The sequence below is a fragment of the Sphingobium bisphenolivorans genome, from assembly GCF_000412635.1.
Taxonomy (GTDB): Bacteria; Pseudomonadota; Alphaproteobacteria; order Sphingomonadales; family Sphingomonadaceae; genus Sphingobium; species Sphingobium bisphenolivorans.
Genome location: NZ_ASTG01000001.1, coordinates 173,857 through 193,801 on the forward strand (window position 1 = coordinate 173,857; position 19,945 = coordinate 193,801).

General features: G+C 63.5%; 16 protein-coding genes. 5 read left to right on the plus strand and 11 right to left on the minus strand.

The window, feature by feature from the left end; translation table 11 throughout:
* Positions 1-36 precede the first annotated feature (36 nt).
* The 3 genes from L858_RS0100960 (at position 37) to L858_RS0100970 (ending at position 3,494) form a co-directional block, all read left to right on the plus strand.
* Positions 37-1,257: an NADP-dependent isocitrate dehydrogenase gene (locus tag L858_RS0100960; protein ID WP_022681271.1), complete on the plus strand. Its 1,221-nt coding sequence runs from the start codon at positions 37-39 to the stop codon at positions 1,255-1,257.
* Positions 1,258-1,363: 106 nt separating this feature from the next.
* Positions 1,364-2,977: a carbon-nitrogen hydrolase family protein gene (locus L858_RS0100965; protein WP_022681272.1), complete on the plus strand. Its 1,614-nt coding sequence runs from the start codon at positions 1,364-1,366 to the stop codon at positions 2,975-2,977.
* A gap of 322 nt (positions 2,978-3,299) precedes the next feature.
* Positions 3,300-3,494, plus strand: a complete 195-nt coding sequence (locus L858_RS0100970; protein ID WP_022681273.1) for a KTSC domain-containing protein — start codon at positions 3,300-3,302, stop codon at positions 3,492-3,494.
* Here the strand turns inward: L858_RS0100970 and glmS are convergent, their stop codons facing one another.
* The 3 genes from glmS to glmU all read right to left on the minus strand — a co-directional run bounded on the left by glmS (position 3,495) and on the right by glmU (position 7,544).
* On the minus strand, positions 3,495-5,318 hold the full coding sequence (glmS, locus tag L858_RS0100975; RefSeq protein ID WP_022681274.1) for a glutamine--fructose-6-phosphate transaminase (isomerizing): 1,824 nt from the start codon (positions 5,316-5,318) through the stop codon (positions 3,495-3,497).
* Between the two features lie 79 nt (positions 5,319-5,397).
* Positions 5,398-6,174, minus strand: coding sequence for a metallophosphoesterase (locus L858_RS0100980; protein WP_081643266.1), 777 nt, complete (start codon positions 6,172-6,174; stop codon positions 5,398-5,400).
* Positions 6,175-6,251: 77 nt separating this feature from the next.
* Positions 6,252-7,544 (minus strand): bifunctional UDP-N-acetylglucosamine diphosphorylase/glucosamine-1-phosphate N-acetyltransferase GlmU, encoded by a 1,293-nt coding sequence (glmU, locus tag L858_RS0100985; RefSeq protein ID WP_051132575.1) that lies wholly within the window; start codon positions 7,542-7,544, stop codon positions 6,252-6,254.
* A 153-nt stretch (positions 7,545-7,697) separates the two neighbouring features.
* Here glmU and L858_RS0100990 point away from each other — a divergent pair, with 153 nt between their 5' ends.
* Together L858_RS0100990 and L858_RS0100995 are read left to right on the plus strand one after the other, a co-directional pair.
* Positions 7,698-8,369, plus strand: a complete 672-nt coding sequence (locus L858_RS0100990; RefSeq protein ID WP_022681277.1) for an HAD family hydrolase — start codon at positions 7,698-7,700, stop codon at positions 8,367-8,369.
* A gap of 158 nt (positions 8,370-8,527) precedes the next feature.
* Entirely contained in the window at positions 8,528-9,700 is a 1,173-nt protein-coding gene (locus L858_RS0100995) for a GGDEF domain-containing protein (protein ID WP_022681278.1), read from the plus strand.
* A gap of 53 nt (positions 9,701-9,753) precedes the next feature.
* Here L858_RS0100995 and lpdA read toward each other — a convergent pair whose 3' ends face one another.
* From lpdA to L858_RS0101035, 8 genes are all read right to left on the minus strand, one after another.
* Complete coding sequence (lpdA, locus tag L858_RS0101000; RefSeq protein WP_022681279.1) at positions 9,754-11,154, minus strand: dihydrolipoyl dehydrogenase; 1,401 nt, start codon at positions 11,152-11,154, stop codon at positions 9,754-9,756.
* A 25-nt stretch (positions 11,155-11,179) separates the two neighbouring features.
* Positions 11,180-12,421 carry a 2-oxoglutarate dehydrogenase complex dihydrolipoyllysine-residue succinyltransferase gene (gene odhB, locus L858_RS0101005; RefSeq protein ID WP_022681280.1) on the minus strand — a complete coding sequence of 414 codons (1,242 nt, stop codon included), beginning with the start codon at positions 12,419-12,421 and terminating at the stop codon, positions 11,180-11,182.
* Positions 12,422-12,429: 8 nt separating this feature from the next.
* Positions 12,430-15,225, minus strand: a complete 2,796-nt coding sequence (locus L858_RS0101010) for a 2-oxoglutarate dehydrogenase E1 component (RefSeq protein WP_022681281.1) — start codon at positions 15,223-15,225, stop codon at positions 12,430-12,432.
* A 90-nt stretch (positions 15,226-15,315) separates the two neighbouring features.
* The gene (gene sucD / locus L858_RS0101015; protein ID WP_022681282.1) at positions 15,316-16,200 is read right to left on the minus strand and encodes a succinate--CoA ligase subunit alpha; all 885 of its coding nucleotides are present in this window, start codon (positions 16,198-16,200) and stop codon (positions 15,316-15,318) included.
* A 98-nt stretch (positions 16,201-16,298) separates the two neighbouring features.
* Positions 16,299-17,261 (minus strand): malate dehydrogenase, encoded by a 963-nt coding sequence (gene mdh / locus L858_RS0101020; RefSeq protein ID WP_022681283.1) that lies wholly within the window; start codon positions 17,259-17,261, stop codon positions 16,299-16,301.
* A gap of 318 nt (positions 17,262-17,579) precedes the next feature.
* Entirely contained in the window at positions 17,580-18,692 is a 1,113-nt protein-coding gene (gene zapE / locus L858_RS0101025) for a cell division protein ZapE (protein WP_022681284.1), read from the minus strand.
* The gene (locus L858_RS0101030; protein ID WP_022681285.1) at positions 18,689-19,150 is read right to left on the minus strand and encodes a PaaI family thioesterase; all 462 of its coding nucleotides are present in this window, start codon (positions 19,148-19,150) and stop codon (positions 18,689-18,691) included. The genes zapE and L858_RS0101030 overlap by 4 nt, the downstream gene beginning before the upstream one ends.
* Before the next feature lie 4 nt (positions 19,151-19,154).
* Positions 19,155-19,943, minus strand: coding sequence for a succinate dehydrogenase iron-sulfur subunit (locus L858_RS0101035; protein WP_022681286.1), 789 nt, complete (start codon positions 19,941-19,943; stop codon positions 19,155-19,157).
* Positions 19,944-19,945 lie beyond the last annotated feature (2 nt).

The following is a 19,945-nucleotide window of genomic DNA, read 5'->3' on the forward strand; positions in this document are numbered from 1 at the left end:
TCCCAAATTCCACCCGAACGAGAGGCAAACAGGCGCATGGCTAAGATCAAGGTGAAAAATCCGGTCGTGGAGATCGACGGCGACGAGATGACGCGGATCATTTGGCAGTGGATCCGCGAGCGTCTGATCCTCCCCTATCTCGACGTCGATCTGAAATATTATGATCTCGGTGTCGAAAAGCGCGACGAAACCAACGACCAGATCACCATCGATTCCGCCAACGCGATCAAGGAATATGGCGTCGGCGTGAAGTGCGCCACCATCACCCCCGACGAAGCCCGCGTCGAGGAATTCGGCCTCAAGGAAATGTGGAAGTCGCCCAACGGCACGATCCGCAACATCCTGGGGGGCGTCGTCTTCCGCGAGCCGATCGTGATCCGCAACGTGCCGCGCCTGGTTCCCGGCTGGACCGATCCGATCGTCATCGGCCGTCACGCCTTCGGCGACCAGTATCGCGCCACCGACTTCCTTGTCCCCGGCCCCGGCAAGCTGCGTCTGTCCTGGGACGGCGACAATGGCGAGAAGATCGAGAAGGACGTCTTCAACTTCCCCGGCTCGGGCGTTGCCATGGCGATGTACAATCTGGACGATTCGATCCGCGACTTCGCCCGCGCCAGCATGAACTATGCGCTCGGCCGCAGCTGGCCGCTGTACCTGTCGACCAAGAACACCATCCTCAAGGCTTATGACGGCCGTTTCAAGGATCTGTTCCAGGAAGTGTTCGACAAGGAATTCGCCGACCAGTTCAAGGCTGCCGGGGTCGTCTATGAGCACCGCCTGATCGACGACATGGTTGCCTCTGCCCTGAAGTGGAGCGGCAAGTTCGTCTGGGCGTGCAAGAATTATGACGGTGACGTCCAGTCGGACACCGTCGCGCAGGGCTTCGGCTCGCTCGGCCTCATGACCTCCGTGCTGCTCTCGCCCGACGGCAAGACCGTCGAAGCCGAAGCCGCGCACGGCACGGTCACGCGCCACTATCGCCAGCACCAGCAGGGCAAGCAGACGTCGACCAACCCGATCGCGTCGATCTTCGCCTGGACGCAGGGCCTCAGCTATCGCGGCAAGTTCGACGAGACGCCGGAAGTGACCCGCTTCGCCGAAACGCTGGAGCGCGTCTGCGTCGAAACCGTCGAAGGCGGCGCGATGACCAAGGACCTCGCGCTGCTGATCGGTCCGGATCAGGCATGGATGACCACGGAACAGTTCTTCGAGGCGATCCGCGTCAACCTTGAAAAGGCGATGGGCGAGTGGAAGTAAGGCGGAACTGATCCGCTTTTCCAAGGGTTCAATACGCAAACGGAACGAGGCGGCGCCGCATCCCGGCGCCGCCTTTTCCATGAGGTACGCCGCACGGGAGCATGGGATGACGACCACCACGAAGAAACGCCTGGAAGTTCGCGCGGCGGTGCCGTCCGACGTGCGCGGCATCCAGCGGCTGGTCGCCCGCGTCTATCCCGGGATGCCCAATTATTCGCTCGCCACCATTCGCGGGCAGATCAACAATTTCCCCGACGGCTGCTTCGTCGCGCTCTATGACAGCCGGATCGTCGGTTATTGCGCGACCATGCGCGTCAGCAAGACAATGGCCTTCTCCGCCCACGATTGGGAGGAAATCACGGCCAATGGCTTCGGCACACGGCACAGCGCGGCGGGCGAATGGCTCTATGGCTATGAAATGGCGGTCGACCCCAAGCTGCGGGGGCTTCGCATCGGCCAGCGCCTCTATGACGAACGCAAGGAACTGGCCGAGCAGCTCGACCTGCACGGCATCGTCATCGCCGGCCGCATGCCAGGCTATGCCCGCGCCAAGCGCCGGGTGGACGGGCCTGCGGACTATCTGGAGCGAGTGGTCCACGGCAAGCTGCGCGATCAGGTGATCAGCTTTCAGCTCAAGAACCAGTTCGAGCCGCTCGGCGTGCTGCAAAATTATTTGCCGGAGGACAAGCAGTCGGACGGCCATGCCGCGCATCTTGTGTGGCGCAACCCCTATGTCGACCCCGATGAAGCGCCCGAAATGCGGGTTCCGCGCGGGGTTGAGAGCGTCCGGCTCGCCACCTGCCAGCTTCAGGCGCGCGCGGTGAAGGACTTTGATGAATTCGTCCGCAACATCGAATATTTCGTCGATGTGGCGGCGGATTATCGCTCCGACTTCATTGTCTTCCCCGAACTCTTCACGCTTCCCCTGCTCTCGTTCGAGACGAAGAAACTGACGCCCCTGGAGGCAATCGACCGGCTCACCAGCTACACGCCGCGCCTTACCAAGGAACTGACGCGGATGGCCCTGGAATATAATATCAACATCATCGGCGGGTCCCACCCCACGCGCGCGGACGATGGGGACATCCAGAATATCGCCTATGTCGCCCTGCGCGACGGGTCGGTCCATACGCAGGAAAAAATCCACCCGACGCCCAACGAAGCCTTTTGGTGGAACATCAAGGGCGGCGATTCGCTGGACGTTATCCAGACCGACTGCGGCCCGATCGGCGTCCTCATCTGCTATGACAGCGAATTTCCCGAACTCGCCCGCAGGCTGGTGGACCAGGGCGCGCGGATCATCTTCGTGCCCTTCTGCACCGACTCCCGCCTCGGTTATATGCGCGTGCGTTATTGCGCGCAGGCGCGGGCGATCGAAAACCAATGCTATGTCGTCATGTCGGGCAATGTCGGCAACCTGCCCAATGTCGATAATATGGACATTCAATATGCGCAGAGCGCGATACTGACGCCCTGTGATCTTCCCTTCGCGCGCGACGGCATTGCCGCGGAGTCGACGGAGAATGTCGAGACGCTGACGATGGCGGACGTGAACCTCGCCGACCTCAGCTGGGCGCGGGCGGAAGGCACGGTTCGAAACCTGCGCGACAGGCGCTTCGACCTTTATCACATCGAATGGGACAGCAATCCGGACCACGCCCATGCGCCAAGCGGCGGACCAGTGCCGGCAGGCGGCCACAACGCGCCGGGCGGCGGGTGACGACGGGATGAGGGTGGACGGAGGACAGCCCCCTGCCGTCATTCCGGCGCAGGCCGGAATCTTGCAAGGCTTGGTCGGGCCCTATTGATGGAGATGCCAGCATTCGCTGGCATGACGGCAAGGGTGAGCCGACACTTCCTATTTCGTCACCCCGGACCTGCTCCGGGGTCCCGCTTCTTAGGCGAGGGCAGAATTTTTGAAGACTAGCGGGACCCCGGCTCGGGGCCCGGGGTGACGTGCTTGGTGGTGGCAATGTCTCGAGGCTTCCAGACCGCTTCCGGATGTTCGGAAACATCGTCCACCGCCGATCATTACAGCCTTCATGCCTTCGACGGTCATCCAACGCTTCGACTATGATCGCGCCGAGCACCGGCTGGACGTGCAGTTCGTCAGCGGCAAGCGGTACAGCTATTTCGACGTGCCGGAGAAGCTGGTCGCGGACATGCAGCAGGCATCATCCAAGGGCAGCTTCTTCAACCGCCGTATCCGCGACCATTATCGCTTCATTCGCCTGTGATCACTCTACGGTGACGGACTTGGCGAGATTCCGCGGCTGGTCGACGTCCGTGCCCTTCGCGACCGCCACATGATAGGCGAGCAGTTGCACCGGCACGGCATAGACCATCGGCGCGATCAGCGGGTGCACCTTGGGCATGGTGATGGTGGCGATGCAGCCCTCGCCCGCCGCCTGCACCCCGTCATAGTCGGAGATCAGCACCACCTTGCCGCCGCGCGCCTGCACTTCCTGCATGTTGCTGACGGTCTTCTCGAACAGCGGGCCGCTCGGCGCCAGCACGATCACCGGCACCTTGTCGTCGATCAGCGCGATCGGACCATGCTTCATCTCGCCAGCGGCATAGCCCTCCGCATGGATATAGCTGATCTCCTTGAGCTTGAGCGCTCCTTCGAGCGCCAGCGGATAGTCCGGCCCGCGCCCCAGATAGAGCACGTCGCGCGCGCCCGCGATCAGATGCGCCATGCCCTCGATCGACTCGTCATAGGCGAGCGCGCCGTTCAATGCGGCGGGCGCTTCGGCGAGGTGGCGGACCAGTTCCTTTTCCGCCTTCTCGTCGAGCCGCCCCTTGGCCCGCGCGATGTTCGCGGCGAAGGCCGCAAGGACCGCGAGCTGGCAGGTGAAGGCCTTGGTCGAGGCGACGCCGATCTCCGGCCCGGCATGGGTGGGGAGCAGCAGGTCCGCCTCGCGCGCCATGGTGCTGGTGGGGACGTTGACCACGGCGGCGATCTTCTGCCCCTCGGCTCGAGCATGGCGCAGCGCCGCCAGCGTATCCGCCGTCTCGCCGGACTGGCTGATAACGATCATCAACCCGCCATCTTCCATCACCGGCGCGCGGTAGCGGAACTCGCTCGCCACATCGATATCAACGGGGACGCGCGCGAACTGCTCGACCCAATATTTGGCGACCATGCCGGCATAATAGCTGGTGCCGCAGGCGACGATGGTGATGCGGCGGATGGCGCTGAGGTCAAAGTCGGGCACCGGCAGCGACACCCGATCCTCCATCCGCTGGAGGTAGGAGCGCAACGTCTGCGCCACGACCACGGGCTGCTCGTAAATCTCCTTGAGCATATAGTGGCGGTGATTGCCCTTGGAGATCAGCTCGCCGGTCACGCCGGAGATGGTGATGGGGCGCTCGACCGGATTGTTGTCCTTGTCGAAAATCTCCGCACCCTCCCCCGTGATGACGACCCAGTCGCCCTCCTCCAGATAAGCGATTCGCTGGGTGAGCGGGGCCAGAGCGAGCGCGTCGGAGCCAAGATAGGTTTCCCCCTCGCCATAGCCGACGACCAAGGGCGACCCCAGCCGCGCGCCGATCAGCATGTCCGGATGGCTGCGGAACAGGATGGCAAGCGCAAAGGCGCCATGCAGGCGCGGCAGCACCTTCTCGACCGCTTCCCGAGGGGATGCGCCCTGCTCCACCAGTTCGCTCACCAGATGGGCGACGACTTCCGTATCGGTCTGACTGTCGAAGCTGCGGCCGCGCGCGATCAGTTCCTCGCGCAGCGGCTTGAAATTCTCGATGATGCCATTGTGGACCAGCGCCACTTCGCGCGTCGCATGGGGATGTGCATTGCTGGTCGTCGGCGCGCCATGGGTGGCCCAGCGGGTGTGCGCGATGCCGGTGGTGCCGGGCAGCGGTGCCGCGACCAGTTCCTTCACCAGATTGGCGAGCTTGCCCTCGGCCCGGCGGCGGTCGATCGCGCCGTCATGGATGGTCGCAACGCCGGCGCTGTCATAGCCGCGATATTCCAGCCGCTTGAGGCCCTCGACCAGCCGCTCCGCAACGTCGTCCCGCCCTACGATCCCGATGATGCCGCACATGGATTGTCTGCCCCAAAGCCGTGAAAAATAATGTTTTGCCGCCTATGCCACGTTCAACCCGCGCGCGCCAAGCGCCGCTTCAACGTGGACGAATTGTAACCAGCCAGATATCCGGCGACGCGAGCATCCTGAATGGCAGACCGCTGGTGCCCACGCCCCCCGACACGACCATCGTGCGCGCGCCTTCCCGATAAATTCCGCAGGCATAACGCGTTCCATAGCGCGATGGCACATAGACAATCCCGATGAAGGGAAAGGCGATCTGACCGCAATGCGTGTGGCCGACGAGCGCCAGCAGCGGCTGATCGGGCAGCAGCGGGAAGGTATCAGGCCCGTGCGACAGCAAGACCGGCGCACCTCCCAGCCCGCGCATTTTCTCCAGCGTAGCCGGAATGTCGGGCTGGCTGCTGTAAATGTCCTTCAAACCGCCGATCACCAGCGGTCCCCGGCGCACCGCCTTGTCGTCGAGCAGTTGGATGCCGATGCGGGCGAACAGCGCGCGCCACTGCTTGCGGCGGATACCCGAATGCTTGCGTGCGTCATGGTTGCCGAGCACCGCCAACACGCCAAGCGGCGCATGCAGTCCGGCAAATGGCGCGATGCTCGGCTCCGGCCCATAGGTTGCCCCGCCCTTGGGATCACCGATATAATCGCCGCCGAGGAGAATGAGATCCGGCCTCAAGCCATTGATCTGCGCGACGATCCGCGACATCCGATCAGGACTGTTGTCCGGCCCTGACAGATGGCTGTCCGTCAGCAGCGCGACGGTGACAGGCCGAGGGGGAGCGCTCGCGGGAAAGGGCAAGGCGATGTCCATCCGCCGAACGACGGGCATCGCCCTGGCGTTCATCAGCATCCAGCCGGCCAGCCCGAGTGTAAGAGCCAGCAGCAGCACAAGGATTTTCAGCCACCGCCAGCGGCCGGAGAGCAAAGTCACTTTGCCGCTTTACGCGCCTGCATCCTGGCCCTGAAGGCCGCAGCCCAGCCGGGCTTGCCCTGCTGCTCTGGACGGACGAGGCAAAGTGCGTCGGCCGGCACCTCCTTGGTGACGACGCTGCCGGCGGCGACGATCGCACCGTCACCGATCTTCACCGGGGCGACCAGCGCACTGTTCGATCCCACGAAAGCGCCCGCGCCGATCTCCGTCCTATATTTGAAGAAGCCGTCATAATTGCAGGTGATGGTGCCCGCGCCGATATTCGCGCCCGGCCCCACGATCGCATCACCGATATAGGAGAGGTGATTGGCCTTCGCGCCCTCGCCCAGCTCGGCTTTCTTGACCTCAACGAAATTGCCGACCTTGGCCCTGGCGCCAATCTGCGCGCCGGGGCGGAGGCGCGCATAGGGGCCGATCTCCGCACCGGAGCCGATTGTCGCGCCTTCGATATGACAAAAGGCACGGATCGCCACATCATCGGCCACGGTCACTCCAGGGCCGAATACGACATTAGGCTCAATCACGACATCGCGGCCAATCACAGTGTCATGGGCGAAAAACACCGTTTCTGGCGCGATCAGCGTCGCCCCGTCGCGCATCGCTTCGGCGCGGCGGCGCTCCTGCCAGACGGCCTCCACCGCAGCCAGTTCGGCGCGGCTGTTGACGCCCGCTACTTCCCATTCCTCCGCCTCGATCACGGCGCTGCGAGAACCCGGGAGCATCACAATGTCAGGCAGATAATATTCTCCCGCCACATTGTCGTTGCCGATCTTGTCCAGCAGCACGAATAGGTCGGTCGAGCGTACCGCCATCAGGCCGGAATTGCACAGCGTCACCGCACGCTCGGCGGCGTCCGCGTCCTTATACTCGACCATCTTGTCGATCAGACCCTGACCATCCGCGACGATCCGCCCGTAAGCGGCGGCGTCCTCCGGCCGGAAGCCCAACACCACCGCGCGAAGCTCGTCGCCCTGATTGAGCCTTTCAAGCATGGACCGCATGGTTTCCGCCCGCACCAGCGGCACGTCGCCGTAGAGGATCAATATGTCGCCAGCAAATCCCGCCAGCGCGTCATGTGCCTGCGCTACGGCATGGCCTGTGCCATGCTGCTTCTCCTGCACGGCGATGGCGATATTGCCACCCGCAACCGCCTTTTCCACCTGCTCGCGGCCGGCGCCGACCACCACCACCTGCCGCTCCGGCTGCAACTCGGCCACGCTGGCGAGCAGATGGAGCAGCATCGGACGGCCGGCGACCGGATGCAGCACCTTGTGCTTGCCCGATTTCATGCGCGTGCCCTGCCCGGCGGCGAGGATGATGACGGCTAAGGGGCGGCTGAGGGTCACGGTGGGGCATCCTTCCGACAGAGGGGGCCAAGAATCTCAGCGCTCTCTGCCACGTTTGACTTGCCTTGGCCACCGCGCAGGCGGCATGAGCCGGCCATGGCAAGCATCCCCTTCGACATAGTCGGCTTCGACCTCGACGGCACCCTGCTCGATACCAGCGGCGACCTTGCCGCGGCGGTGAACTATGCGCTTGGTACGCTGGGGCGGGCTAGCTTCCCCGTCGAGGAAATAAAGCCCTTCGTCGGCAAGGGCGCCAAGGTGATGCTGACCCGCGCGCTCGATGCATCCGGCGGTTATGACGAGGCGACGCTGGCGAAGACGCTGCCCGTGCTGCTCGATTATTATGAGCAGAATCTCGCCATTCACTCCCGGCCGTATCCCGGCCTGATCGAAATGATGGACGCGCTGCAAGCAGCCAGCGTCAAGCTCGCCATCTGCACCAACAAGGCGGAGCGCTTCACCATTCCGCTGATGCACCAGATCGGCCTGTCGGATCGGTTCGCCAGCATCGTGGGCGGCGATACGGTGGGTGTCGCAAAGCCCGACCCCGCTCCGATCCACGCCATGATCGAGCGAGCCGGCGGCGGCAGGGCGATCTTCCTCGGCGACACGATCAACGACATTGCCGGCGCGCGCAATGCGGGCATCCCCAGTATCGCGGTCAGCTTCGGCTTTCTCGACGGGCCGGTCGAGCAATTGGAGGCGGACGCGATCATCCACCATTTCGATGAACTGCTCCCTCTGCTCGAAGGCTGGCCGGCACGCTGATCCGCCGACCGCCACAGGAACGCCGCTTCAGTTCATCCGTTCCGGATGAACATTTCATCCAATCCGGAAGCTTTTGTTAAGGACGGCGCCTTACCCGTCGCCTCACGACAGGCGGACGGTCCCGTCGCATTTTTTTCAGATGAGGAAACATCGCCAGGATGGGAGAAAATTTCGCCTTCTTTCTCCCCATCATGATGGCGAGTTTCGGCTTCATGTTCCTCCTCCTCTGGAGTTCGCGGGTGCGCGCTGCGGGTTATTGGAGCGCGGCCTTCTTCTGCATCGCGGGCGGTTTTGCGGTGCCGGCGGGCTACGCCGCTTTCCCCTCCGTATTGTGGAGCCTGCTGGCCGATATGCTATTCGCCACCGGCTTCCTGCTGTTCAGCGAGGCGCTGCTGCAGCGCTGGCGGCCGCGTTGGCTGGCGGGAACGAGATTGGCGATCTGGGGCGGCTCGATCCTGCTGTGCTGGGCTGCGATCGTCCGCGGCAATCTTCAACTCGAACTGGTGGCGTCGGATTTCGGCTGCTTCCTGCTGATCGGCGTGCCGCTGGTTGCGGGCAAGGATCATCTGGCGCGTTGGCCGGACCGGGTGCTGTTCGGGGCCGCTTTTCTGGTGGCGCTCGACAATCTGGCGCGCGGCAGCACCGTGCCGCTGACGCTGACCAGCGGAGCTGATTTCTCCAGCAGCCAATATGCCTTCCTGATGCAGGCGCTTGCCTGCGTCTTCGGCCTCTTCCTCGCGCTGGCAGCGCTCTGCGCCAATGTCATCGACCTGCTCGCCCGATATCAGCGGGAGGCATGGATCGACCCGCTGTCGGGCTTGCTCAACCGGCGCGGCCTGGATGCCGCGCTTGCCAAGCTGCCCGGCAGTGCCGTGCCCGACGGCAGCGTCATCGTCTGCGATATCGATCATTTCAAGGCGGTCAACGACGCGTTCGGGCACGCGCAGGGCGATCAGGTGATCGCTGCTTTGGCCGCGCTATTGCATCGGGCCGCTCCACAAGGCGCCATCGTCGCACGACTTGGCGGCGAGGAATTTTTGTTGTTCCTGCCCGGCATGAACGCCGCGCAGGCCGCACATGTCGCGAACGATGTCCGGGAAAGCTTCGCCGAAGATGTCAGCGCGGAGCTGGCGCTGGACCGCCGCCTGACGGCCAGCTTCGGCCTGTCCACCGTCCAGCGCGGCGACGCTTCCATCGACGAGGCTATCAGGCGCGCGGACGAGGCCCTGTACGACGCCAAGGCGCGCGGGCGAAACCGGCTGAGCGTTCGGCGGGCCCTTGCTTCATCCGACCTGGCGGCGATCGGTATGGGACGGGCGATCAACGGCTGACATGAAAAAAGCCGCCCCGAGGAGCGGCTTGTTTCTTTGCACGGCAGAGCCGATCACATGTGGATCGGCTTGCCCGTGACGGCCATCGCCGCTTCCTTGATCGCTTCGCTGTGCGTCGGGTGCGCGTGGCAGGTATAGGCGATATCCTCGCTCGACGCGCCGAACTCCATCGCCTGTGCGACCTGCCCGATCATCGTGCCGGCCACCGAAGCGATGATCCAGACGCCCAGCACCTTGTCGGTTTCGGCATCAGCGATCACCTTCACGAAGCCGTCCGGCTCATGATTGGTCTTCGCGCGGCTGTTCGCCATCATCGGGAATTTGCCGACCTTGACCGCGCCCTTTTCCTTGGCCGCTTCCTCGGTCAGGCCCACGCCCGCGATCTCGGGCTTGGTGTAGACGACCGAGGGGATCACGTCATGGTTCACGATGCCGGTGAGGCCCGCGATATTTTCGGCGACGGCGATGCCCTCATCCTCGGCCTTGTGCGCCAGCATCGGACCCGGGATCACGTCACCGATCGCCCAGACCCCCGGAACCTTCGTCGCGAAGTCATGATCGGTTTCGATCTGGCCACGCGCATTCAGTTCCAGACCGATCTTGTCGAGGCCGAGGCCCTCGGTATTGGGACGACGGCCGATCGAGACCAGCACGACATCGGCCTCGATCTTCTCGGCCTCGCCACCGGCGGCAGGCTCGACCGTCAGGGTCACGCCCTTCTTGCCGACTTCCGCGCCCGTAACCTTGGTGCCAAGCCGGTAGTCGAAGCCCTGCTTCTTGAAGATCTTGTTCGCTTCCTTGCGAACTTCGCCGTCCATGCCGGGCAGGATCTGGTCGAGAAACTCGACCACGGTCACCTTCGCCCCGACGCGGCGCCACACCGAACCCAGTTCCAGGCCGATGACGCCACCGCCGACGACAACCAGATGATCGGGAACCTTGTCCAGCTCCAGCGCACCGGTCGAATCGACGATCTTGCCACCTTCATTGTCGACCTGCACGCCCGGAAGCGGCGTCACCGACGAGCCGGTGGCGATGACGATATTCTTCGCCGTGACCGTCTTGCCGGCTACCTCGACAGTGTTGGCGCCGGCGAAGGTGGCAAGGCCCTTCAGCCAATCGACCTTGTTCTTCTTGAACAGAAATTCGATGCCGCCGGTCAGACCCTTGACCGCATCCTTGCGCTGGCCCTGCATGGTGTCGAGGTCCAGGCTCATCTTGTCGATCTTGACGCCCAGCTTGGCGAGCGAGCCGTTCGCGGCTTCCTCATAAAGCTCCGACGCATGCAGCAGCGCCTTGGACGGAATGCAGCCGACGTTGAGGCAGGTGCCGCCCAGCGTCTCGCGGCTTTCGGCACAGGCGGTCTTCAGCCCCAACTGCGCCGCGCGGATCGCGGCCACATAACCGCCGGGACCCGCGCCGATCACCAGAACGTCATAGTCGAATTCAGCCATCGTATTCATCCTCTGACGTGATGTCTTACAGGTCGATCAGCAGGCGGGTTGGATCCTCGATCGCATTCTTCACAGCGACGAGGAAGGTGACTGCTTCGCGGCCGTCGATCAGGCGATGGTCATAGCTGAGCGCCAGATACATCATCGGGCGGATGACGATCTGGCCGTCGCGGACGACCGGGCGATCCTCGATGCGGTGCAGGCCCAGCACAGCTGACTGCGGCGGGTTGATGATCGGGCTGGACAGCAGCGATCCAAACACGCCGCCGTTGGAGATGGTGAAGGTGCCGCCCTTCATATCCTCCATGGTGAGCGTGCCTTCCTTAGCCTTCTTGCCAAAGCTGCCGATCGTCTTTTCGATGTCGGCGACGCTCAGCGACTCCGCATTGCGGATCACCGGCACGACCAAGCCGTTCGGGGCCGACACGGCGACCGATATGTCGGCAAAGTCGTTATAGACGATCTCGTCGCCCTCGATCTGCGCGTTGACGCCCGGAATGTCGCGGAGCGCCATGCAGACGGCCTTGGTGAAGAAGCCCATGAAGCCCAGACGGACGCCATGCTTCTTCTCGAACAGGTCCTTGTACTTCGCGCGCGCCTCAATGACGTTGGTCATGTCGACGTCATTATAGGTGGTGAGCAGCGCCGCATTGTTCTGCGCTTCCTTGAGGCGCTTCGCCACCGTCTGGCGCAGGCGAGTCATCTTGACCCGCTCCTGGGCGCGGCTGGGGCCAGCGGCGGGCGCAGGAGCCGCAGGCGCGGTGACCGGAGCCGAAGCAGCGGCCTTGGCCGTGCCGGCGGCGACAGCGGCAAGCACGTCGTCCTTGGTCAGGCGGCCGTCCTTGCCCGTGCCCTTGATCTTGCTAGGGTCGAGGCCATGTTCCAGCACCAGGCGGCGCACGGCGGGCGACAGAGTCAGGCTGCCGCCTTCATCCTCGTCCGCCGGTGCGGACGCGGCCGGTGCGGGTGCAGCCGCTTCCGCCTTCGCGGCGGGTGCGGGGGCAGCCGCAGGCGCAGCAGCGGCCGCGCCGCCTTCATTCACATAGGCCAGCAGAGCGCCGACATTGACCGTATCGCCTTCCTTGGCGACGATATCGCCCAGCACGCCGGCGGCAGGCGCCGGCACGTCCACCGCGACCTTGTCGGTTTCGAGGGAAACGATGGGCTCGTCAGCCTTCACGGCCTCGCCCGGCTTCTTCAGCCACTGGCCGACGGTTGCTTCGGTAACGGATTCGCCCAACGTGGGGACCTTAACTTCGGTTGCCATGAGCTGTCTCAGCCTTTCTTCTGGCGACGGATTTCTTCACGAACGCTGTGACCTAGCGCATCGGCGACGAGGGCGCCCTGTTCGGCGACATGCCGCTTGGCAAGGCCGGTGGCTGGCGAGGCAGCCGCCTTGCGGCCCGCATAGCGCGCGCGCATCGGTGCCTTGCCGGCCTGCGCCAGAGCTTCCTCGATATAGGGTTCCACGAAGAACCAGGCACCGTTGTTGCGCGGTTCTTCCTGACACCAGACCACTTCCTCCAGGTTGGTCATGCGCTCGATGCGCTTGCCCAGAGCCTCGGTCGCGAACGGATAGATCTGCTCTACGCGAACGATCTGCACATCCGTGTCCCCGGCCGCATCGCGCGCTTCGAGAAGGTCGTAGAAGACTTTGCCCGAACACAGGACCAGACGACGCGTATCCTTGTCGGCGGCCCCATGGGGGTCCGACAGAATCCGCTTGAAATGCGTCGCGCCCAGGAAGTCCTCCGCCTTGCTGACGGCCAGCTTGTGGCGCAGCAGCGACTTGGGCGCCATGATGATCAGCGGCTTGCGGAACGGCCGCAGCATCTGACGACGCAGGACGTGGAAATAATTGGCGGGCGTCGTGATATTCGCGACCTGGATATTCCCTTCGGCGCACAGCTGAAGGAAGCGCTCCAGACGAGCCGAGCTATGCTCGGGGCCCTGCCCTTCATAACCATGCGGCAGCAGGCAGACCAGGCCGTTGGAGCGTAGCCACTTGGTTTCCGACGACGCGATATACTGATCGAACACGATCTGCGCGCCGTTGGCGAAGTCGCCGAACTGCGCTTCCCAAAGCACGAGGCTCTTCGGGTCAGCAAGCGCATAGCCATATTCGAAACCGAGCACGCCATATTCGGAGAGCGGGCTGTCCAGCACCTCGAACCGGCCGTGCGGCACGGTCGAGAGCGGGATATATTTATTCTCGGTATCCTGGTCGACCCAGACCGCATGCCGCTGGCTGAAGGTGCCGCGACCCGAATCCTGACCCGAAAGACGAACGCCATAGCCCTCCGACAGCAGCGAGCCGAAAGCCAGCGCCTCGCCGGTCGCCCAGTCGAAATTCTCACCGGTCCTGAACATCTCCGCCTTGGCGTCGATCACGCGCTTCAGCGTCTTATGGACATTATGGCCTTCAGGAACGGTCGTCAGCGTCTTGCCGAGGCTGTCGAAAAGCTTCTGGCTGATCGCGGAGTCGACACTCTGCCGGGCGGTTTCGGCGTCGGCCGGCTTGTGCAGGCCCGACCAGCGGCCGGCGAACCAGTCGGCCTTGTTGGCCTTGTAGCTCTTCGCCGCCTCGAACTCTTCCTCCAGGTGATTGACGAAATCGCCGGTTACGCCGTTAACGAAATCATCGTCGACCACGCCTTCGGCCTTCAGCCGCGCCGAATAGACGTCGCTGACGGGCGGATGCTGGCGGATGCGTGCATACATTTGCGGCTGGGTGAAGCTCGGCTCGTCGCCTTCATTATGGCCGAAGCGGCGGTAGCACCACATGTCGATCACAATGTCGCGGTGGAAGGTCTGGCGATATTCGACCGCCAGCTTGCACGCGAAGGTGACGGCCTCCGGATCGTCGCCGTTAACGTGCAGGATCGGCGCCTGAACCCCCTTCGCCACGTCGCTCGGATAAGGCGAGCCGCGCGAGAATTGGGGCGAGGTCGTGAAGCCGATCTGGTTGTTCACAACGAAATGGATGCAGCCGCCGGTATTATAGCCCGAAACGCCCGAGAAGCCGAAGCATTCCCAGACAATGCCCTGGCCGGCGAAGGCGGCGTCACCATGGATCAGCACCGGCAGAACCTGCTGATGCTTGCCCAGGTCGTCGCGGAAGGTCTGCTGCGCGCGCACCTTGCCCAGCACCACCGGATCGACCGTCTCAAGGTGCGAAGGGTTGGGAACCAGCGACATATGGACCTTGGCGCCGTCGAACTCGCGGTCGGTGGAGGTGCCGAGGTGATATTTGACGTCGCCCGAACCTCCGACATCCTCGGGATTGGCGGTGCCGCCCGAAAATTCGTGGAAGATGACGCGGAAGCCCTTGGCCAGGACGTTGGCGAGCACATTCAGGCGGCCGCGATGGGCCATCCCGTAAACGATCTCGCGAATGCCCTGCGCGCCGCCATATTTGATGATTGCTTCAAGCGCCGGGATCATCGACTCGCCACCGTCGAGCCCGAAGCGCTTCGTGCCTACATATTTGCGGCCCAGGAACTTCTCATACTGCTCGGCCTGGATGACCTTGGACAGGATCGCCTTCTTGCCCTCGGGCGTGAAGTGGATTTCCTTGTCCTTGCCTTCCATCCGATCCTGCAGGAACACGCGTTCCTCGACATCGGCGATGTGCATGTACTCAAGGCCGACATTGCCGCAATAATTGGCGCGCAGAATGGCGACGATCTCGCGCACCGTGCCATATTGCAGGCCCAGCGTACCGCCGAGATAGATCTTCTTCTCAAGGTCCGTCAGGCCATGATATTCGGGCGTCAGGTCCGCCGGAAGCTCACGATGGGTCAACCCCAGCGGGTCAAGATTGGCAGCCAGGTGACCACGCACGCGATATGTACGGATCAACAGCTGCGCCCGGATTGCATCATCGGCCGCGCTGACGGCGTCAGCGTCCGAAACCGCCTTGCCTGAAGCCTTGGCGGCGGCCTTCACGGCCACCTGCATCTGTGTCGGATCAAGCGCGCCCGTCAGGTCGTCGGTTTCGACCGGCGGCCAGTTGGTGCGCGCCCAGCTCGGTCCGCGCTCGATCTCGAAATCCTGATTTTCGTAACCCATCGTCTTCCGTCCCATCCGTCGCGTGCAGTCGCGAAGCGGGGTAGCAGGCGGCCGGGGTGCAGCCCGGCCGCTTCACCTGTCGGCTCTAGTTCAGCCCTTCAGCACTTCGAGCAGGGTCGTGCCCAGCTCCGACGGGCTGGCAGCGACCTTGATGCCCGCTGCTTCCATCGCAGCGATCTTGCTCTCGGCGTCGCCCTTGCCACCCGACACGATCGCGCCGGCATGGCCCATGCGACGGCCCGGAGGCGCCGTGCGACCCGCGATGAAGCCGGCCATCGGCTTCTTGCGGCCCTTCTTGGCTTCGTCGATCAGGAACTGGGCAGCCTGTTCTTCCGCGTCGCCGCCGATTTCACCGATCATGATGATCGATTCGGTGGCATCGTCGGCCAGGAACAGTTCCAGCACGTCGATGAAGTTGGTGCCGTTCACCGGGTCGCCGCCGATGCCGACAGCGGTGGTCTGGCCCAGGCCCGCATTGGTGGTCTGGAACACGGCTTCATAGGTGAGCGTGCCCGAACGCGACACCACGCCGACGCTGCCCTTCGAGAAGATGTTGCCGGGCATGATGCCGATCTTGCACTCACCCGGGGTCAGCAGGCCGGGGCAGTTCGGCCCGATCAGGCGCGACTTGCTGCCGGACAGGGCGCGCTTCACGCGAACCATGTCGAGCACCGGAATACCCTCCGTGATGCAGACGATCAGCGGGATTTCGGCGTCGATCGCTTCCAGGATCGAATCGGCCGCGAACGGCGGCGGCACGTAGATCACCGATGCGTCGGCGCCGGTCTTCGACTTGGCCTCGGCGACGGTGTCGAACATGGGCAGGCCGATATGGGTCGTGCCGCCCTTGCCGGGGGTGACGCCGCCGACCATCTGCGTGCCATAGGCCAGCGCAGTCTCGGTGTGGAAGGTACCGGTGGCACCGGTCATACCCTGGGTGATGACCTTGGTGTTCTTGTTCACCAGAATGGACATGTTAGTCCCTTTACATTCTGTGGACGTGGCACTTTGGGTCGAAGCGGCCTGCCCAAGGCTGCGCACTCACCTGGGACAGACCGGTGCAGCTCTTGAAATCAGGCGAGGGAGGAATCGATGCCCTTGCAGGCTTCGAGCAGTTCCTTGACCGCGTCGACCGACACCTGAAGGTTCGCCTTGGCTTCGTCGTTGAGGTCGATCTCGACGATCTGCTCGACGCCGTCCTTGCCGATGATCACGGGCACGCCGACATAGAGATTGTCGACGCCATACTGGCCGGTCAGGTTCGCTGCGCAGGGCAGCAGGCGCTTCTGGTCGAACAGATAGGCTTCAGCCATGGCGATGCCGCTGGTGGCAGGCGCATAGAAGGCCGAACCGGTCTTGAGCAGTGCGACGATCTCGCCGCCGCCCGAACGGGTGCGCTGGACGATGGCGTCGATGCGCTCCTTGGTGGAGCGGCCCTGCTTGATGAGGTCGGGGATGGGGATGCCGGCGACGGTCGAATATTCGACGACCGGAACCATCGTGTCGCCATGGCCGCCGAGCACGAAGCTGTTTACTTCCTTCGCCGACACCTGGAATTCTTCGGCCAGGAAGTGGCTGAAGCGGGCGGAGTCGAGCACGCCCGCCATGCCGACGACCTTATTGTGCGGCAGGCCGGAAAATTCGCGCAGCGCCCATACCATCGCGTCGAGCGGGTTAGTGATGCAGATGACGAAGGCATCGGGAGCGTTGTTCTTGATGCCTTCGCCCACAGCCTTCATGACCTTGAGGTTGATGCCCAGCAGGTCGTCGCGGCTCATGCCCGGCTTGCGGGCGACACCGGCGGTGACGATGATGACGTCGGCGTCCTTGATGTCGGCATAGTCGTTGGTGCCGATGATCTTCGCGTCGAAGCCTTCGACCGGGCCGCACTGCGACAGGTCGAGCGCCTTGCCCTGCGGCACGCCTTCCACGACGTCGAACAGGACGATATCGCCCAGACCCTTGAGGGCTGCGAGATGCGCGAGCGTGCCGCCGATATTGCCAGCGCCGATGAGCGCGATCTTCTTACGGGCCATATGCAATCCTCCAAGCTCGAATATTGGAATTGCCGCCCGCTTAGGCCGATATGGCCGAGGTTTCAACCTGCGAAACAATCAAGATGCGATTTATCTTTGCAATTCATTCGCAGTTGCATTAATGAGCTTTTCAGCCCTGTCGCTCACGCGCTCCTACCCTGGCGCATGATCCTCTCCCCACAGCGGCCAATTGCCGGACGCTTCCCGGGCGGAGGCGTCCGGGCATTTTTGCCGACGATGATGAACAACCGATGAGCGCCACGATTAAGCGCGACAGTCCGGACGAGGCGCCCGAAGAAAAGGCAGCGGTTTAATCCGCTATTTGGGGCCGTGGCCCAGAGCCAGATAATCGTCCGACTGCATCTCGATCAGGCGGGATACCGTACGCTCGAATTCGAAAGCGCCGTCGCCTTCGGGATAAAGGCGTGCCGGCTCCGCATCGGCCGAGGCGAGCAGCTTCACCTTATATTCGTAGAGCGCGTCGATCAGCGTGACGAAGCGAGCCGCCTCATTGCGCTTTTCCGGGCCGAGGATCGGAATGCCGACGATGATCACCGTGTGATATTTGCGCGCAATGGCGAGATAGTCGGGCGCGCCCCGCGCTTCCACGCACAGCCGCTTGAAGGAGAAGACCGCGACACCCTTGAGGCTTTTGGGCACGTGGAGCGTGCGGCCGCCCTGCACGGCGATCTCTTCCATCGGCACCTTGGCACGATCCTCGACCGGATAGTCGGTCAGGCGGAAAAAAGCCGCCGACAGCGCCTCGGTCGCGGCGGGGCCGTTCGGGGAATGCCAGAGCTTCGCGTCGCCCAGGCGATCGCGCCGATAGTCGGTCGGCCCGTTCAGCGTCATGACATCGAGCTTCGCCTTGATAAGGTCGATGAAGGGCAGGAAAAGCTGGCGATTGAGGCCGTTCTTGTAGAGTTCGTCGGGCTCGCGGTTGGAGGTGGTGACGATCGTCACCCGCTGCTCCATCAATCCGGTGAACAGCCGCGACATGATCGCGGCGTCCGCCATATTGTTGACCACCATCTCGTCGAAACAGAGCAGCCGCGCCTCTTCGGCAAGCGACTCGACGACGGGGGGGATCGGATCGCCCGTTTCCGACTTGCGCGCCTCCGCCAAACGGGCGTGCACGTCGAGCATGAATTCATGGAAATGCGCGCGCTTCTTGCGCTGGACCTTCACCGTATCGAAGAAGAGATCCATCAGCATCGACTTGCCCCGGCCGACGCCGCCCCACATGTAGAGGCCGCGCGGCGGTTCGGGCGGCTTTCGCAGCAGCCGCCACAGAGTCGAACCGCGCGGCGGAACCGCTTCCAACTGCTGCTGCAACTGATCGAGGCGCAGCGCGGCGGCCTCCTGGTCTGGATCGGCGCGCAATTCGCCGGCGGCGACCAGCGCCCTGTACCTGTCGATGACAGCGGTCATTTACGCTCGGCAGCCTTCCGCACGGTCGCGCTGGTAGCCGCGATCAGCACATCTTCCTGAGAGATGGTCATCCGCAAGAACATCAGGCGGCCGGTTTCCCGAAGCAGGTCGACATCGGCCTGCAGATTGGGCCCGACCCGCCCCGCGCCGCAATATTGCATGTTAAGATTGACCGTCACCGCCGCCATCTGCTCAGGCCGCCCCATCGCGGCCAGTGCAGCAAACAGAGCATGGTCGGCGAAGCCGGACAGGAACCCGCCATGCAATGCATTCAGCCGGTTGGCATGATCCGGCCGGGTTTCCAGCATGACTATCGCCCTCCCCTCCCCCGCCGGGCGTGAATAGCTGGTGCCGATCGCCGCTTCCAGAAAGGTGCCAGCCACCGGATCGGACCAGGCCAGCCAGCCCGCCCAGGGTCCGTCGAGAAGCGGCCTTAAAGGTTGCGGCGCCCGGGCCACGGCATCAAAGCTGCCGTTCGACCATCATCTTCTTGGTTTCGGCGATCGCCTTGGCGGGGCTGAGGCCCTTCGGGCAGACATTCGCGCAGTTCATGATGGTGTGGCAGCGGTACAGGCGGAACGGATCTTCCAGCTCGTCAAGACGCTCGCCGGTATATTCGTCGCGGCTGTCCGCCAGCCAGCGATAGGCCTGAAGCAGGATCGCGGGACCCAGGAACTTGTCGCTGTTCCACCAGTAGCTCGGGCAGCTGGTCGAGCAGCAGGCGCACAGGATGCACTCGTAAAGCCCGTCCAGCTTTTCGCGGTCGGCGGGCGATTGCAGCCGCTCCTTGCCGCTCGGCGCGGGGCTGACGGTTTGCAGCCAGGGCTTGATGCTGTTGTACTGCGCATAGAAGTGCGTGAAGTCGGGGACCAGGTCCTTGATCACGTCCATATGCGGCAGCGGCGTGACGCGCACTTCCTTGCCCGCGCATTCCTCGATCGAGGTGGTGCAGGCGAGGCCATTCTTGCCGTTCATGTTCATCGAGCAGGAACCGCAGATGCCCTCGCGGCAGGAGCGGCGGAAGGTCAGCGTCGGATCATATTCATTCTTGATCTTCAGCAGCGCGTCCAGAACCATCGGCCCGCAATTATCCAGGTCGATCTCGAACGTGTCATAGCGCGGGTTCTGACCCGAATCCGGATCATAGCGATAGACCTTGAAGCTCTTGACGTTCTTGGCGCTGTCAGGCGCCCTGTGGTTCACGCCCTTGCCAGTGATCTTGCTGTTCTTGGGCAGGGAGAATTCGGCCATGT